Origin of the sequence: Cryocola sp. 340MFSha3.1, from assembly GCF_000383315.1 — a bacterium.
GTDB lineage: Bacteria > Actinomycetota > Actinomycetes > Actinomycetales > Microbacteriaceae > Leifsonia.
Map to the genome: position 1 here is coordinate 237,670 of NZ_KB911087.1, position 16,625 is coordinate 254,294.

The 16,625-nt window shown below is 69.8% G+C and carries 16 protein-coding genes; 6 read left to right on the plus strand and 10 right to left on the minus strand.

All coding sequences use genetic code 11. The annotated features are described in order from the left end of the window. The first annotated feature begins 6 nt into the window (after positions 1–6). Together H284_RS0101155 and H284_RS0101160 are read left to right on the plus strand one after the other, a co-directional pair. Positions 7–864, plus strand: coding sequence for a LasA N-terminal domain-containing protein (locus H284_RS0101155; RefSeq protein WP_018190870.1), 858 nt, complete (start codon positions 7–9; stop codon positions 862–864). Positions 865–934: 70 nt separating this feature from the next. Continuing rightward, positions 935–1,693, plus strand: a complete 759-nt coding sequence (locus H284_RS0101160; RefSeq protein ID WP_018190869.1) for a lysophospholipid acyltransferase family protein — start codon at positions 935–937, stop codon at positions 1,691–1,693. Positions 1,694–1,699: 6 nt separating this feature from the next. On the opposite strand, the gene H284_RS0101165 is transcribed toward H284_RS0101160, so the two are convergent. Then, complete coding sequence (locus tag H284_RS0101165; protein ID WP_020074861.1) at positions 1,700–2,179, minus strand: CGNR zinc finger domain-containing protein; 480 nt, start codon at positions 2,177–2,179, stop codon at positions 1,700–1,702. Positions 2,180–2,246: 67 nt separating this feature from the next. On the opposite strand from H284_RS0101165, the gene H284_RS0101170 reads away from it, so the two are divergent. Continuing rightward, positions 2,247–2,483, plus strand: coding sequence for a hypothetical protein (locus H284_RS0101170; protein WP_020074862.1), 237 nt, complete (start codon positions 2,247–2,249; stop codon positions 2,481–2,483). 126 nt (positions 2,484–2,609) lie between these two features. Here the strand turns inward: H284_RS0101170 and H284_RS0101175 are convergent, their stop codons facing one another. Then, the gene (locus H284_RS0101175) at positions 2,610–3,083 is read right to left on the minus strand and encodes an OsmC family protein (protein ID WP_018190866.1); all 474 of its coding nucleotides are present in this window, start codon (positions 3,081–3,083) and stop codon (positions 2,610–2,612) included. Between the two features lie 37 nt (positions 3,084–3,120). On the opposite strand from H284_RS0101175, the gene gabT reads away from it, so the two are divergent. Together gabT and H284_RS0101185 are read left to right on the plus strand one after the other, a co-directional pair. After that, positions 3,121–4,482, plus strand: a complete 1,362-nt coding sequence (gene gabT, locus H284_RS0101180; RefSeq protein WP_029042775.1) for a 4-aminobutyrate--2-oxoglutarate transaminase — start codon at positions 3,121–3,123, stop codon at positions 4,480–4,482. Then, positions 4,479–5,498, plus strand: coding sequence for an asparaginase (locus H284_RS0101185; RefSeq protein ID WP_020074864.1), 1,020 nt, complete (start codon positions 4,479–4,481; stop codon positions 5,496–5,498). Before gabT ends, H284_RS0101185 begins: the two co-directional genes overlap by 4 nt. 83 nt (positions 5,499–5,581) lie before the next feature. On the opposite strand, the gene H284_RS0101190 is transcribed toward H284_RS0101185, so the two are convergent. Genes H284_RS0101190 through H284_RS0101205 form a run of 4 tightly spaced genes read right to left on the minus strand, consistent with a single transcriptional unit; the run spans position 5,582 to position 9,764 of the window. Further along, a complete protein-coding gene (locus H284_RS0101190) occupies positions 5,582–6,433 on the minus strand; it encodes an ABC transporter permease (protein ID WP_018190863.1) in 852 nt (283 codons plus the stop codon). Next, positions 6,430–7,350, minus strand: coding sequence for an ABC transporter permease (locus H284_RS0101195; protein WP_018190862.1), 921 nt, complete (start codon positions 7,348–7,350; stop codon positions 6,430–6,432). Before H284_RS0101195 ends, H284_RS0101190 begins: the two co-directional genes overlap by 4 nt. Further along, positions 7,351–8,550 carry an ABC transporter ATP-binding protein gene (locus H284_RS0101200; RefSeq protein WP_018190861.1) on the minus strand — a complete coding sequence of 400 codons (1,200 nt, stop codon included), beginning with the start codon at positions 8,548–8,550 and terminating at the stop codon, positions 7,351–7,353. It abuts the gene before it with no gap. Next, entirely contained in the window at positions 8,550–9,764 is a 1,215-nt protein-coding gene (locus tag H284_RS0101205) for an ABC transporter substrate-binding protein (RefSeq protein WP_020074865.1), read from the minus strand. Before H284_RS0101205 ends, H284_RS0101200 begins: the two co-directional genes overlap by 1 nt. A gap of 397 nt (positions 9,765–10,161) precedes the next feature. Here H284_RS0101205 and ald point away from each other — a divergent pair, with 397 nt between their 5' ends. Next, a complete protein-coding gene (ald, locus tag H284_RS0101210) occupies positions 10,162–11,277 on the plus strand; it encodes an alanine dehydrogenase (protein ID WP_020074866.1) in 1,116 nt (371 codons plus the stop codon). A 107-nt stretch (positions 11,278–11,384) separates the two neighbouring features. On the opposite strand, the gene H284_RS0101215 is transcribed toward ald, so the two are convergent. From H284_RS0101215 to H284_RS0101230, 4 genes are read right to left on the minus strand one after another with little or no spacing between them, the layout of a single operon-like run. Beyond that, entirely contained in the window at positions 11,385–11,993 is a 609-nt protein-coding gene (locus H284_RS0101215; protein WP_029042776.1) for a zinc-ribbon domain-containing protein, read from the minus strand. Beyond that, on the minus strand, positions 11,990–14,299 hold the full coding sequence (locus tag H284_RS0101220) for a transglutaminase-like domain-containing protein (RefSeq protein WP_020074868.1): 2,310 nt from the start codon (positions 14,297–14,299) through the stop codon (positions 11,990–11,992). The genes H284_RS0101215 and H284_RS0101220 overlap by 4 nt, the downstream gene beginning before the upstream one ends. After that, positions 14,299–15,639 carry a DUF58 domain-containing protein gene (locus H284_RS0101225; protein WP_018190857.1) on the minus strand — a complete coding sequence of 447 codons (1,341 nt, stop codon included), beginning with the start codon at positions 15,637–15,639 and terminating at the stop codon, positions 14,299–14,301. The genes H284_RS0101220 and H284_RS0101225 overlap by 1 nt, the downstream gene beginning before the upstream one ends. After that, on the minus strand, positions 15,636–16,607 hold the full coding sequence (locus H284_RS0101230) for an AAA family ATPase (RefSeq protein WP_018190856.1): 972 nt from the start codon (positions 16,605–16,607) through the stop codon (positions 15,636–15,638). The genes H284_RS0101225 and H284_RS0101230 overlap by 4 nt, the downstream gene beginning before the upstream one ends. Positions 16,608–16,625 lie beyond the last annotated feature (18 nt).

Below are 16,625 nucleotides of genomic sequence, written 5' to 3' on the forward strand. Positions count from 1 at the left end.
CCCGTCATGCGGCTCCCCCGCCTGCGCGTGATCGCCGCGGCGTCCGCCGCCGCGGCGGCGCTCGCGCTCGTGCCGGCCGCCGCGGTCGCCGAGCCGCCGACGCCGTTCTATCCGGGCTACATCATCAGCGACGACAGCTTCTACAACCCGGACGCCATGACGGCCGGGCAGATCCAGTCGTTCCTCGACGACCGCACCTGCCGCCCGAAGGACGACTCGCCGTGCCTTGCGGACTTCCGGATGGATGCGCCCGCGCAGAAGGCCTCGAAGGACCGGTGCACGGCGATGCCCGCACGCTCGAACGAGCGGGCCAGCAGCATCATCGCGCGGGTCGCGAAGGCCTGCACGATCAGCCCCCGCGTGCTCCTCGTGCTTCTACAGAAGGAGCAGTCGCTGCTCACCGCGCCGAGCGCATCCGGTTACCAGAAGGCAACCGGGTACGCCTGCCCCGACACCGCCGAGTGCGACGCCCGCTACTTCGGGTTCTTCAACCAGGTCTACCGGGCGGCGTGGCAGTTCCGGGAGTACACGGTGCACCCCGGCGACTGGCGGTACAAGGTCGGCGGCAACCGCATCCAGTACCACCCGGATGCGACGTGCGGCGCCGGCAGCGTCAACATCCTCAACCAGGCCACCGCGAACCTGTACAACTACACGCCGTACCAGCCGAACGCGCAGACGCTGAAGACGTCGTTCGGCGGCGACGGCGGGGCATGCGCGGCCTACGGAAACCTCAACTTCTCGCGGATCTACACGGCGTGGTTCGGGAGCCCGCTGGCTGTGCGGTACACCGGCATCGTCGAGGCGTGCCTGGTGTACACCGCCGGCTTCGGCTGCCCCGAGAAGAACCCCCTGAAGCCGTGAGCGCGGGAGTTCGACACGCTCGCAGAGCAGCATGCCGTCATCGGCATACGACCGCGCTTAACCTCGATAGGTGAGCATCGACGAGCCCGACGATGGTGCCGCCGAGGTGAAGAGGCCCGGCGCACTGTACTTCCTCGGCCGCGTCCTGATGGCGCCGCTGCTGAAGCTGGTCTACCGGCCGCGCGTGATCGGCAAGCGCAACGTTCCCAAGCAGGGACCGGTGATCCTCGCCAGCAACCACCTCTCGTTCATCGACTCGGTCGTCATCCCGATGACAGCTCCGCGTCGCGTGCAGTTCTTGGCGAAGTCCAGCTACTTCGAGGGCACCGGGCTGAAGGGACGGGTCTCCCGCGCGTTCTTCACCGCGATCGGCGCCGTCGGCGTGAAGCGCGGCGCCGGTGCGGCCGCCCAGGAGGCGCTGGACCAGTCCCGCAAGATCATCGACACGGGTGCGGCGTTCGCGCTCTACCCCGAGGGCACCCGGTCGCTCGACGGCCGGCTGTACCGCGGCCGCACCGGGATCGGCTGGCTGGCCCTGACCACGGGCGCCGTCGTCGTCCCGGTCGGGCTGATCGGCACCGACCAGATGCAGCCGGTGGGGGCGCGCTTCCCCAAGCCGCACCGCATCACGGTCACCTTCGGCACGCCCATCGACGTGTCGCACTTCGGCCCGGCGGAGTCCGGGCGGGCACGACGTCAGGCGACGGATGCGATCATGGCGGCCATCCACGAGCTGACCGGGCAGGAGCTCGCCAACGCCTACAACGAGGCGCCGCCCGCGAACACGGTCGAGCGGGTCAAGCGGGCGCTGCGGCCCGAGCGGCTGTAGCGACGGTCAGGCGCCGTCGCGTTCTTTCGAGCGGTACGTGCGCGCCTTCTGGCGGTTGCCGCACACCTCCATGCTGCACCACTGCCGGGAGCCGTTCCTGGACGCGTCGTAGAACGCCCAGCGGCAGTCCTCTCCCCCGCAGAGCCTCACACGGCCGAGCTTGCCCTGGATGCTGAGGACCAGCGCGCTGGCGACGGCCGCGTCCGCCGCGGTGCGGGGGCTCAGTCCGACCGCACCCGGTGCGGCGTCGACGGGGAGCGTGAGAGCCGGAAGTCCCGCCGGGGATGCGTCGCCGTCGACGATCGCGCGGAGCGCATCCCGAGCCTGCTGGGTGGTCGCGCGGTCCCCCGGCTCGAGGCCGTGCTCGGACGCCCAGCGGCGGTGACCCTCATCGTCGGCCAGCTGGTCGACGTCGTCCTCCACGTCGAGCGTGTTGAGGAAGTCGACCAGCAGGTCGGCTCCGAGCTCGGGAGCATTCGTACGCATGTAACCATTGTAACTCAATAGCGGGTTACGGTACTGTGTAACCTGTCAACGCAGATAGGTGGTTATCATGCATCCGCTGTTCTTCTGGTCCATCTCCGTCGCCGACCTCGCCGAGCGCCAGCGCGAGGAGGCGCTGCTGCAGGCGCAGCGCGACTCGGGCGTCGTGCAGCCGCCGCCGCTCACGCGCGACGAGCGCTGGCGCGCCGCGATCCAGCGCTGGGCGGCCGCCGAGCCGCAGCAGTCCGCCGCCCCGGCGCCGTCGGCCCCCGCGCCGACCGCCGCTCCGCGCCTCGGCTGCGCCTGACCCCCTCTGTCCCTCCCTCGCTCCGCTCATCCCCCACCGTCGAGTCCGCAAACTTTGCACGCTCGGTCGGCGTGCCGTGTGCAAAGTTCGCGGACTCGACGGTGGGGGTAGAGAGCAGGAGAGGGGCTAGGCGAGGGTGAGGGTCTCGGGGACGTGGTGGACGGGGAAGTTCACACTCGCGGCGATGAAGCACTTCTCGGAGGCTGGACGGTGCAGAGAGGCCGCGAGGTCCGCCTGAGCGGGATCGGCGATCGTCACGCGCGGGTGCAGCGTCACCTCGGTGAAGTGGCCGCCGCCGTTGCCCGTCTGCTCCATGGTCCCGGTCGCGGCGTCGGTGTAGCCCACGACGACGACGCCGGCGCCCGCCGCTTCGGCGAGGTAGCTCAGCATGTGGCACTGCGCGAGGGCGGAAAGCAGCAGTTCCTCCGGGTTCCAGCGGTCGCGGTCGCCGAAGAACACGCGGTCCGCCGACCCCTCGATGGGGAGCTTGCCCTCGGCGCTCACGACATGGTCGCGCCCGTAGTCCTTGTAGCCGCTGGTGCCCGTCCCGCGGTTGCCGGTCCACTGCAGGTCGATCGCGTACGCGTGCTCGAGCTTCATGCTCCGATTCTCGCACCGCCGCTAGACTCAGATGACCATGACTGACACCGTGAGCACCCCCGCGCCCGTCTTCTCCGTTCCACAAGAACGTCGCATCGTCACGGCCGTACCCGGCCCCAAGTCGCAGGAGCTCCACGAGCGACGCCTGGCCGTCGTGCCGACCGGCGTCTCCTCGGCGCTGCCCGTGTACATCGCGCGCGCCAACGGCGCCATCCTCGTCGACGTGGACGGCAACCAGTTCGTCGACTTCGGCGCCGGAATCGGGGTCACCACCGTCGGCCACACCGAGACCGCGGTCGTGGAGGCCGCGGCAGGCCAGCTGCAGGACGTCATCCACACGCTCTTCACCATCACGCCGTACGAGGAGTACGTGCGCGTCGCTGAGCTCCTCTCCGAGCACACCCCCGGCGACCACGCGAAGAAGAGCGTGCTGGTCAACTCGGGCGCCGAGGCCGTCGAGAACGGCGTGAAGATCGCGCGCAAGTTCACCGGCCGCCGGGCCGTGGCTGTGCTGGACCACGCCTACCATGGCCGCACCAACCTCACGATGGCCATGAACTACAAGGCCATGCCGTACGCCACCGGCTTCGGCCCGTTCGCCGGCGACGTCTACCACGCGCCGAACTCGTACCCGTACCGCGACGGTCTCAGCGGCGCCGAGGCGGCCGCGCGGACGATCGCGTACCTCGAGAAGGTCGTCGGCGCCTCCGACCTGGCCTGCCTCGTCGCCGAGCCGATCCAGGGCGAGGGCGGCTTCATCGTCCCGGCCGAGGGCTACCTCTCGGCCCTGCAGGACTGGTGCACGGCCAACGGCGTCGTCTTCATCGCGGACGAGATCCAGAGCGGGATGGCGCGCACCGGCGCCTTCTACGCCAGCGAGCACTTCGGCGTCGTCCCTGACCTGGTCCTCAGCGCGAAGGGCATCGCCGGCGGTCTGCCGCTCGCCGCCGTCACCGGCCGCGCCGAGATCATGGACTCCGCTCAGCCCGGCGGACTCGGCGGAACCTTCGGCGGCAACCCCGTCGCCGCGGCCGCCGCCGTCGCCGTCTTCGAGACGATCGAGCGCAACGACCTCCTCGCCGAGGGCCGCCGAATCGAGAGCGCACTCAAGCCGGCACTCGAGAAGCTGCAGCAGAAGTACGACATCATCGGCGACGTCCGCGGCATCGGCGCGATGATCGCCGTGGAGCTCGTCAAGCCGGGCACCGCGCAGACGACCAAGGAGCCCAACCCCGAGGCCGTCAATGCGATCATCCAGGCGGCAGCGCAGCATGGCATCCTGTTCCTCAACGCCGGCACCTGGGGCAACGTCCTCCGCTTCCTGCCCAGCCTGGCCGTCTCCGACGAGCTCATCGCCGACGCCGTGTCGGTGATCGACGACGCCATCGCCGCGCTGTGAGCGCCGAGCCGCACGCAGGAGCGTCACCGGCGGTCTTCAGCACCGCTGAGTCCGTCGAGCTCGCCGTCGTCGAGCGCAGCGGGTTCGTCGAGTCGCGGCACGCCGGGTCGGCGGTCGTGCTCGGGCCTGAGGGTGACATCGTCCGCACCCTCGGCGCTCCCGACAAGCCGGTCTTCCCTCGCTCGAGCATGAAGCCGTTCCAGGCGGTCGCCGTCATGGGCGCGGGTGTTCCGCTGGAGGGTGCGAGCGCCGTGCTCGCCACCGCCAGCCACGCGGGCACCCCGGCGCACCTGTCCGTGGTGCGCAAGCTGCTCGCGCAGGCGCAGCTCACCGAGGACGCGCTCCGCTGCCCCGCCGACTGGCCGCTCGACACGGCTGCCCGCGATGAGCTGGTCCGCGCCGGGGAGCACAAGCATCCGCTCTACATGAACTGCTCCGGCAAGCATGCCGCGATGCTGCTCGCCTGCCGGGTGAACGGCTGGCCGACCGAGAGCTACCTCGATCCGCAGCATCCCATCCAGCAGCACATCCGCGACACGGTCGAGCGATTCACCGGCGAGAAGGTCGTCGCGACCGGGATCGATGGATGCGGTGCGCCGGTGCACGCCATGTCGCTGCTGTCGCTCGCGCGCGGCATCCAGCGCATTGCGACCGCGTCGGAGGGCTCCCCGTTCGCGCTGTTCCGGAACGCGGCGCTGCTGAAGAACGCGGTGCTCGCGGACGGCTGGGCGATCGACGGACCGGGGCGGGCGAACACCGTCGTCATCGACGAGCTCGGCGTCTTCGCGAAGGGCGGGGCGGAGGGCGTGATGGTCATGGCCGCGCCCGACGGCACGACCGTGACGCTTAAGGTGCTCGACGGCAGTCTGCGGGCCGCATCCATCGTCGCCCTGCGTCTACTCGCCGACGCCGGCGCGCTCTCGCACGACGACGTCGACCGCGTCGCCCCGAAGCTCGACCTCGCCGTGCTCGGCCGCGGCGAGCCCGTCGGCGCCATCCGCCCCTCCTACGCCTGACCCCCGCCGTCGAGTACACAAAAACTGCACGCTCCGGAGGGAAGAAGCGTGCAGTTTTTGTGTACTCGACGGTGGGTGGGGGGCTATTGGCGGGCTAGGCGCTTGGCTCGGGCGGCGGCGGTCAGCTGCGAGATCAGCACCACGAGGATCGTCAGGATGAAGACGGCGCTCGCGATCACGTTCGCCTGGGCCGGGATGCCACGAGAAGCCGCGATGTAGATGTACATCGGGAACGTGGTCACCGCACCGGCGTTGAAGTTCGTGATGATGAAGTCGTCGAAGCTCAGCGAGAACGACAGCAGCGCCGCCGACGCGATGCCGGGGAGCAGCAGCGGGAACGTGATCCGCCAGAACACGGCGTTCGGCGACCCGTACAGGTCGCGCCCCGCCTCCTCCAGGGCCGGATCGAGCGACGCGACGCGCGCCTTCACCGTCACCACGACGAAGCTGATGCAGAACATCACGTGCGCGATGATGATCGTCATGAAGCCCTTGTTGACCCCGAGGCTGAGGAACTGCGCCGCGAGTCCGGCACCGAGCACGACCTCCGGGCTCGCCATCGGGAGGAACAGCAGGAGGCTGGTCTGCGACCGGAAACGGAACCGGTAACGCATCAGGGCGATCGCGATCATCGTGCCGAGCACCGTCGCGACCACGGTCGAGATGATGCCGATGATGATGCTCGCCATGAACGCGTCGCAGATCCCGGCCGCGTCGCACACGTTCGTCCAGTTACGGAGGGTGAACCCGCGCCACGCGATGTTGTTCTTGATCGCGTCGTTGAACGAGAAGACGAACGTGTAGATGATCGGGATGAGCAGGAAGGCGAGCGCGAGGAACGCGTAGACGCCGAGCCCGATCCCCTTGTACCGCCGCCGGCCCTTGGTGGCACTGGGCGGGGTGCTCGTGTCGGTGGGTGTCGCCATGGTGGTCACAGCAGCTCCTCCGTCCCACTCCGTCGCACGTACACGCCGACGATCACGAGGATGACGGCCATCAGCACGACCGACATCGCCGCCGCCGTCGGATAGTTCTGCAGCACGAGGAAGTTGCTCTCGATGACGTTTCCGATCATCGAGGTGTCGGCGGCGCCGAGGAAGTCCTGCGATGCGTTGATGTAGTCGCCGGCCGCCGGGATGAACGTGAGCAGCGTCCCCGAGACGATGCCCGGCATCGACAACGGCACGGTGACCTTGCGGAACGTCGTCCATGGGCTCGCGTACAGATCCTGTCCGGCCTCGAGCAGCCGGATGTCCAGCCGCTCGAGCGTGGAGTAGAGCGGGAGGCACATGAACGGGATGAAGTTGTACGTCAGACCGAAGATCACCGAGAACGGTGTGCCGGTGATGTGCGCGTCCGGGGGCAGGATCGACACCGCTTTGAGCGAGCTGGCGATCCAGCCGTCATCGCTGAGGATGGCCTTCCAGGCGAGGGTCCGCAGCAGGAAGCTGATGAAGAACGGCGCGATGACGAGGGTCATCAGCAGGTTCTGCAGCACGGGACGTCCGCGCATCTTGACGCCGATGAAGTACGCCAGCGGGTAGCTGATGAGCAGCGCGGCCGCGGTCGCGATCAGGGCGTAGACGAACGAGCGCAGCACCTGCGGCCAGTACTCGGCGAGCGAGTCGGTGTAGTTGCTCCACTGGAACGCCGTCTGGTACTGCCCGATGTCGCCGTCGACCACCGGCGCCTGGAACGACGTGATGATCAGCGAGATCAGCGGGGTGAGGAAGAACAGGACGAGGTAGAGGACACCGGGGAGGAGCAGGACGAGCGCGATGCCGCTCTTGCGGCGGACCGCGGGCTCCTGATCCTGCGTCGGCGGCGCCCCCGTGAATGCGGCGAGGGCCATCTACGCCTCCTCCAGCTCCGTCAGCATCCGCTCGCGCGCCTGCGCGGCGATCGCCTGCGTGTCGGCGTCGTCGGAGAAGCGGCCGTCGGCCGGCGGCTCGTCGGCGAGCACGAACGTGTGCCCGGGGTCCCAGGCGACCCAGACCTCGGCGCCGAGGGCGGCGACGGGTCCGCTGGTGGTGTTCTGCGCGAAGACCACGATCGTCCCGAGACCGGGAACGTCGACGAGGTACTGCGTGCTCACGCCGCTGAACGACACGTCGGTGACGCGGCCGGGGCCGAGGCGGTTGGCGCCGGACGGGATGGTCTCCGGCGTCTCGTGCAGCGTCAGCTTCTCCGGGCGGACGCCGACCGTGACGTAGCCGCTGGTGCGCTGCGCGCGCGACCGGGGAACCTGGATGCGCTCCCCGCCGACGTCGACGCCGATCGTCTCGCCGCCGGACTCCTGCACAGGACCCGCGAACAGGTTCGACTGGCCGAGGAAGTTCGCGACGAACACGGTCGCCGGGAGCTCGTACAGGATCTCGGGCGAACCCATCTGCTCGATGCGGCCCTTGTTCATCACGGCGACCGTGTCGGCCATGGTCATGGCCTCCTCCTGGTCGTGCGTGACGTGCACGAAGGTCAGACCGACCTCGGTCTGGATGGACTTGAGCTCCAGTTGCATCTGCCGGCGGAGCTTCAGGTCGAGCGCGCCGAGGGGTTCGTCGAGCAGGAGCAGCGCCGGCCGGTTCACGACCGCTCGGGCCAGCGCGACGCGCTGCTGCTGACCGCCCGAGAGCTGCGCCGGGCGTCGGGCCGCGAGGTGGTCGAGCTCGACCAGCCGCAGCGCTTCGTGCGCCTTCGCGACCGGGTCGCCGATGCGGCGGCGGCGGAGGCCGAACGCGACGTTCTCGAGGATCGTCATGTGCGGGAACAGCGCGTAGCTCTGGAACACCGTGTTCACCGGGCGCTGGAACGGCTTGGTGCGTGTCACATCCTGACCGCCGATGAGGATGCGCCCCTCCGTCGGCTCCTCCAGCCCGGCGACCAGGCGCAGGGTCGTCGTCTTGCCGCATCCACTCGGCCCGAGCAGCGCGAAGAACGAGCCGGCCGGGATGGTGAGGTCGAGCTCCTCGATGGCGGTGAAGCCGGGGAACCTCTTCTTGATGCCCTCCAGGCGCAGGTCGGCGCCGGACTCGGCGAAAACTCCCTTGGCCATCAGGCCCCCAGGATCACTTTCTGGAACGCCGCCTGATACTTCTGCTCCTCGGCCGGGGTGAGCGACCGGAAGATCTTCACCTTCGACAGCGTCTCCTCGTCGGGGAAGATCAGCTGGTTGTCCGCGAGCTTCGGATCGATCTTGGCGGCCGCATCCTTCGCGCCCTCGACCGGGGTGATGTAGTTCACCCAGGCGGCGACCTCGGCCGCCACCTCCGGCTGGTAGTAGTAGTCGATCAGCTTCTCGGCGTTCGCCTTCTGCGACGAGCCGATCGGGATGACGAAGTTGTCGCTCCACAGGGTGCCGCCGGCCTCCGGGATGGCGAACTGCCAGTTGTCGCCGGCCTCGGCGTTGAGCTGGGTGATGTCGCCCGACCAGCAGATCGCGGCGAGCGTGTCTCCCGACTTGAGGTCGTTGAGGTACGAGTTGCCCTTGATGTTGCGGATCTGCCCGTTGCTCACCTGCTTGGTGATGGTGTCGATCCCCTTCTCGAACTCCGCGTCGCTGAAGTCCTTCGAGATGTCGACGCCCTGCTGCATCAGGATGAGGCCCATCGTGTCGCGCATCTCGCTGAGCACGCCGACCTTGCCCTTGAGGTCGGACTTCCAGAGGTCGTCGACCGACTTGAGGCCGCCCGGGAGCTTCTCCTTGTTCCAGCAGATGCCGGCGAATCCGCTCTGCCACGGGAGGGATTTCTTGCGTCCGGGGTCGAAGTCGACGTCCTGGAGGTTCGCCACCAGGTTCTTCTTGTTCGGGATGGCGGACTCGTCGAACGCCTGCACGTAGCCGAGGCGGATCCACCGGGCGATCATCCAGTCCGTCAGACAGACGGTGTCGGCGCCGATGTCCTTGCCGAGGGCGAGCTGGTCCTTCACCTTGGCGTAGTAGGTGTTGTTGTCGTCGACGGCGACGTCGTACTTGACCTTGAGGCCGCTCTGCTTCTCGAACGCCTCGAGCGTCGGATACTTGCCCGCGTCGTCCTGGTCGAGGTACGCCTGCCAGTTCGCCCAGGTGAGGGACTTGTCGGTGGCCGACTCGTCCTTGGCCGGAGTCGGCTTGCCGCTCGCTCCGCCCGTGGAGCAGGCGGCGAGGGCGAGGGCCGCAGCACCGGCTCCCGCACCGGCGAGGAGGCCGCGCCGCGTGAGCTGTGACGCACGCGCCGACTGCACGAGCTGACGGATCATCGGGTCTTGCGGAAGGTTGCTCGGTTTCACTGGAGTGCTCCTTGGGGGATCGAACTCGGACCACGGGCGACGGCGCTTGGGCGGCACACCGATGTGCCGTCGCGGTGGACCCGATCCTGACACACAACCGTCGCGATCCGCATCAGAAAGTGGCCGGATCGTCCATTCGGAAACACAATCTTTACGAAATCCGTGCCGGATCGGTCGAATCGCCCGGGAAACCGCAGACCGGGTGTTCTGCCGCGACGAGTGGATGACGGGGGGATGCTGTCGAGCGGCCGCGCGATGCCGTCGCTGCGGAAACCGTCTGCGAGAGGGGCGTCCGTCCGCGAAATCAGCACCGCTTCATCCAGAATTCAGTCGAAATCCTCCGTGAACCCCGCTATGGTGAGAGCGAACCACCACGTCGAAGTGTCGAAGGAGCCCCATGAAGGTCGCGATCCCCCGCGAGATCAAGAACAACGAGTTCCGGGTGGCGATCACGCCGGCCGGTGTGCACGACCTGGTCGGCGCCGGTCACGAGGTCTTCGTCGAGTCCGGCGCGGGCGTCGGGTCGTCGATCCCGGACGAGCTGTACGCCGGAGCCGGCGCGACCATCCTGCCGGACGCCGCCGCCGCCTGGGCCGCCGGCGACCTGATCCTCAAGGTCAAGGAGCCGATCGAGAGCGAATACGGCTACTTCCGGCCGGGACTCGTGCTCTTCACCTACCTGCACCTCGCGGCCGACGAAGCCCTCACCCGTGCACTGATCGACGGCGGCGTGACCGCCATCGCCTACGAGACGGTGCAGCTGTCGACCCGCGCGCTCCCCCTGCTCGCCCCGATGAGCGAGGTCGCCGGACGCCTCGCGCCCATCGTCGGCGCCAACACCATGTTGAAGCCGAACGGCGGCCCCGGCCTGCTCGTCCCCGGCGTCCCGGGCACCCACCCGGCGGTCGTGACCGTGCTCGGCGGCGGCGTCGCGGGCACGAACGCCATCTCGGTCGCCGTCGGCCTGGGTGCGGAGGTCACGGTGCTCGACACCAACATCCAGCGCCTCCGCGAGCTCGACGCCCTCTACGCAGGCCGGATCAAGACGATCGCGTCGAACAGCTTCGAGATCGACAAGGCGGTCGTCGCCTCCGACCTCGTCATCGGCTCGGTGCTCGTGCCCGGTGCGAAGGCGCCGAAGCTCGTCACCAACGAGATGGTGTCGCGGATGAAGGCGGGCAGCGTCCTCGTGGACATCGCCGTGGACCAGGGCGGCTGCTTCGAGGACTCGCACCCGACCACGCACGCCGACCCGACGTTCACGGTGCACCAGTCGCTGTTCTACTGCGTCGCGAACATGCCGGGTGCGGTCCCCCACACCTCCACGTACGCGCTGACCAACGCGACGCTCCCCTACGCCCGGGCGATCGCGAACCGCGGCTGGCAGGAGGCGCTGCGGGCGGACGCATCCCTCGCGCTCGGCCTCAACGTCCACGACGGTCACGTCACGAACGAGGGCGTCGCCTCCGCGCACGGCCTCGATTCCCTCCCGGTGGCCGACGCCCTCGCCTGAGCCCGCTTCGCCCGCCGTCGAGTACGCAAAAACTGCACGGAATCCCGCTGGGGACCGTGCAGTTTTTGCGTACTCGACGGGGGACGGAGAGCGCGGACGGAACGGGGTCAGGAGACGTCGAACCAGTGGTCGCCGATTTCTACGCGGGTGCCGCGGGTGACGCGGTAGCGACGGCCGGCCTCGCATTGGCGGGCCACGCCGCCGAGGGGATGCGCGATCGTGCCGTTGCCGGAGTAGCGGTCGCAGATCCACAGTTCGTCGCCCTCGAGGCCGAACTCGAGGTGGGTCTTCGAGACGCTGCGCCCGGGGTCCGAGACCACCACGAGCTGGTCGATGTGCTCCCCCGGCTGCGTGATCGGGCGGCGGCCGATGAGCCCGGAACCCGACACCTCCACGACATCGCCGGTCGAGAAGCTCAGCGTGTACGCCCGCTGTGCCGGCTTGTGCGCCGGCGGGGCCTCCTCCACGGGCAAGATCGTCATCGCCTGCGTCGGCGGGAGTCCGTCCTCATCCAGGAGGACATCCTCCGGAAAGCGTCCGGCGACCGCAGGGGCGGGTCGCGACTCGGCGAGGCGGTCGGAGATGATCGACGTGTCGGATGGACGCGGGTCGGCGATCTCGGGAGCGCGCACGCGAGAGGACGTGACCGAGCTGCCGCACAGCGGGCAGAACAGCGTGCCCTCGGCCAGCTCCGCTCCGCACACCCGACAGTTCATCGTTCCCGTCCCTTCCCGTTCCGTCTTCCACGGTAGCCGAGCGATCGCAGGGAGACGGCCGCGAGCAGCCGCTTCCAGCGCGTGTCGCGCTTCGCGAGCTGCGATCGGAGCTCGTCGACCGCCTTCCAGACCGTCTCCGCCTCCGCGGGCGTCGGCGCGATGCCGCTGAACGTCGCCCGGTCGGCGACCTTGGCGAGCGCGTTCGCGCGCGATCCACCGATGGTGTCGGCGAACTCCACGCGCGTGGCGGCCGGCGGCGGATCGTAGCCGTGGTCGACGGCCGCGTCGGCGAACTCGCGCCACCCGCCGACGATGCGTTCGCGCGCCGTCGGCGCCGATCGGCGGATCGCGCGCCTCCGCCACTTGGCGGCGAGCACGGCGAGGAACGGCGACGCGACGAGCGCCAGGATGAGCAGCGTCCACCCGACGACGATCAGCACGGCCAGGAGCGTCTCCAGCACCGGGTTCGGCTGCGGCTGGTTGGACGGGTCGACCTGGGCCTGCGGCGGTTCGTCGTTGCGCTGCGGGTTCTCGTCGACCGGCGGCTGCACGTTGGTCTGCGGCCGGGAGATCTGCGTGGGCTGGTCCGGCTGCTTCGGCGGAACCGGGCGCAACGGCGGAGTGGGATCGACGGTCACCCAGCCGGAGGTCGTCTGCACTTCGATCCAGGCGGAGATGTCCGATCCGACGAACGTCAGGTTGGAGCCGGCCGCGTCCTTCGGCGCCACGAACCCGACGACGACCCGCGCCGGGAACCCGAGCTGCCGGGCCATGAGCGCGGCCGTGACCGCGTACTGCTCCTGGTCGCCGAGCATGGGGACGTCGGTCAGCAGCTCGGTGATCCGGTCGGCACCGTGCCCCGACCGGCTGGCGGGCTCCTTCGGGCCGACGCCGTGGCTGATGTAGCCGTCCTGCGCGAGCCCGCGGAGGGCCGCCGCGAGCTTGGCTCCGGCGCCGTCGACCCCCGCGGTGTACTTCTGCAGCACGGACGCGAGCTCGTCCGGGATGACGCGCGGGCGCGGTACGGAGTCGGTCCCCGGCTCGACCTTCTCGAGCTGATCCGCCGTCAGCTGCGGCTTGACGACCGTCTCCTCGGTGTAGGTGTCGCCGCTGCGGAGCGCGGTGGTCACCGCGCCCGTCCCGGTCACGTCGTTGTAGAAGAACGCTCCGGCGAGGCGCTGGGCGTCCTCGCCGCTGAACCGCACCTGCTCCAGCTGGCCGCTTCCGGGAAGCCACGGGCCGCGGTAGTCCCGCACGACCACGCTCGTCGTCGTGCGCTTGCCCTTCGTCGCGCCCTGGTCGATGCGATACGGGACACGGGTGAACGACCCCGATGCGCTGGTCTCGTCGCCGCTCCCGACCGCGTAGGTGACGCCGTCGTACGTGTCGAGGGTCGCGATCCGCAGCCGTCGGTCGGCGGGGAGGCCGGTGACGGTCAGCATCGCCTGGTCGGCGTGCTCCGGCTCGAAGTAGGAGCGGAAACCGCTCAACGGGCTCGGGTACTCGCGCGGGTCGAAGGGCTGCTCCACCGCGGTCCGCGCGACCTGCCGCGCGCCGGCCGGCGGGATGAACGCCGCCGCGGCGATCCCGGCAGCGGCCGCCGTGATGAGCATCACCGTGGCCCCCGCCGTGGTCAGCAGGGCCGTCGAGCGCCGCTCCCGCCGCGACTCCACCAGCAGTCCGCTCTGCTCCCGCAGCGACCGGATGGATGCGGCACGCCGCTGCAGCCGGAACCGGATCAGCCACGACAGCAGCACGACGAACAGTGCGAACAGCAGCGGAAGGGGCAGCGACGAGACCGACGATCCGAGCACGATCCCGGCGACGAAGAGCAGCGCCGGTGGGAGCGTCGCGAGCTCCGGCCGCGACGACCGGAGGGCGATGGTGACGGTCAGGACGGTGGCCACCAATGTCAGCAGGAACGCGGGGACGAGCAGCGCCTGATACGACCCGACCGGGATGCTGATGGTCACCAGTTGCTTCCAGCTGAGCCAGGTGCCCTGCACCAGGTCGACGAACCCCGCTCCGGTCGGCAGCAGACCGCCGGCGGTCGCCTCGGACGGCACGGCGAGCTGGACGCCGAGCCCCAGGTAGACGGTCGCGATCAGCCCGGCGACCGCGATGCTCGGGAGGCGGAACGCCCATCCCACCGCTGCCACGGCGGCCCCCGCCAGCAGCGTCACGGCCAGCATCAGGACGAACTCGGGCGACTGGTAGACCGGCCAGAACGACCACGCGCCGAGCGTGACGGCGACGAGCGCGAAGAGCACGTCGATCAGGACGGCGGCGGAGCGGCGGGCGGGCATCAGAGGGCCAGCCTTTTCGCGAGGCTGCGCTGGAGGTCCTCCAGGTAGCCGATGGTGAGAACGCTGAGGTCCGCGACCCGTCGCATCGACGGCACCGCGCCCTCGTCGCACACGATCGCGACGACGTCCACGCCGAGCGGGAAGTGCCCGGCGGCGGCGCGCAACTGCGCGGCCGACGGCGTGGAACCGCAGATCAGGAAGGCGATCGAGATGCCTGCCGAGCCGTCGGAGGCGACCTGCGCCAGCTCGGGGAGCCGGAGGGCGGATTCGGCGGTCTCCACTCCGGACAGATCGTCCAGCAGCCGCCCGCGGTTGACCGTGCTCAGCCGCCGGGCGCTGAACACCATCCGCTTGGCGAAGTCCGGGGTCTCCGCGCTCGCGACGACCGAGACGGTCCGCGAGTCCTGCATCGCGCGTACGCCGAGCGACCCGGTGACGCTCACGGCCAGCTCGAACTCGTCCTCGGTGGCGTAGTCGGCGGCCGACAGGCTGAGCGCGACCAGGAGATGGCTGCGCCGGGTCTCCTCGAACTGGCGCACCATGTAGCTGCCGGTCTTCGCGGTCGACTTCCAGTGGATGTAGCGGCGCTCGTCGCCGGGGACGTACTCGCGGAGCGCGTGGAACGCGATGTCGCTGGCCGTGAGGTCGCGGGTCGGCGACCCCTCGAGGTCGCGCACGAAGCCGGTGCTCATGCTCGGGATGGCGATGGTGCGGGGATGCACGAACAGGTCGAGCGAGTCGGCCCAGACCACCTCGCGGCGGAGCAGCCCGATCGGGTCGGCGCGGACGGTCCGCACCGGACCGATCGGCACGATCCCGCGCCGGGTGGTCGGCACCACGAAGACATCGGAGTGCTCTTCGCCCGCCGCGAGCGGAGGGGCGGCGAACTCGGCGAGTCCCTGCCCGACGGGCACCTCGACACGGACGCCGGGGAGCCCGCGGCGCAGGGTGTTGCGCACGGCCACCTCGCCGGGCGCCCGATCCCCCACCACGACGCGGTTCGCCGGAAGGGAGAGCCCGACGTCGTACGCCGTGCGGCCGATGAGGTAGCCCGAGGCGACGACGAGCAGCACCAACGCCGTCCATCCCGCCACCACCGCCTCCACCCAGCCGAAGACGTAGCCCGCGGTCAGCGCGACGAGCGCGAGCAGCAGCATCGACCAGCCGAGCGCGGTGACCACCGCGCTGATCCGCCGGGCGAGCGTCGCGACCGCGCGCCCGGCCGTCGCCGACGTGCGGACGACCCACACGATCGCGTCGGCCAGGAAGCCATCGCGCTCCCCGACGATGCGGGCGCGCGCGTTGGTGAGCTCGGTCTGCGAACGGGTGACGGTGGTCACACGGCGGCCCGATCGCTCGGCGGCGGGGTCTCGATCAGCAGCTGGCCGATGAGGCTGGACGAGCTGACGCCCTCGAACTCGGCCTCCGGGTCGAGCACGAGGCGGTGGGCGAGCACGGGCTCCGCGAGGGCCTTCACGTCGTCCGGGGTGACGTAGTACCGGCCGGATGCCGCGGCCATGGTCTTGGCCGCGCGCAGGAGGGCGAGGGCGCCGCGCACGCTGACGCCGAGCCGGATCTCGTCGGCCGTCCGGCTGGCCTCCACGAGCCGCGAGACGTAGTCGTTGATCGTCGCGTCGACATGGACACCGCGGGCCATGGTGGCCATCTCGACGACCGTGGAGGCGGAGATGACCTCCGGCACGACGACCTCGTGCGCTCGGCGCTCGGACCCCTCGAGGATGCGCAGGGTCGCCTCGTGGTCGGGATAGCCGATGGACGCCTTCATCAGGAAGCGGTCGAGCTGCGCCTCCGGCAGCCGGTAGGTGCCCGCCTGCTCGATCGGGTTCTGGGTGGCGATCACCATGAACGGAGCGCCGACGGAGTGCCGGACGCCGTCGACCGTGACCTGCTGCTCCTCCATCACCTCGAGGAGGGCGGACTGCGTCTTCGGGCTCGCCCGGTTGATCTCGTCGGCGAGCACGATGTTGGCGAAGACGGGACCGCGGTGGAACTCGAAGGCGCCGCTCCGCTGGTCGTAGATGTTGACGCCGGTGATGTCGCCGGGAAGGAGGTCGGGGGTGAACTGGACGCGGTTGGTCGTCCCACGCACGCTCTCGGCGATGGCGCGGGCGAGCGAGGTCTTGCCGGTGCCCGGGAAGTCCTCGAGCAGCAGATGCCCCTCGCTGAACAGCGCGGTCAGGGCCAGCCGGATCACGTGGGTCTTGCCCAGGAGCACCCGGTCGATGTTGGCGACGAGCCGATCGAAGACTCCGGAGAACCACGTCGCCTGCTCGGGGGTCATCGTCATGCTCCGGCCTCTTTCGGT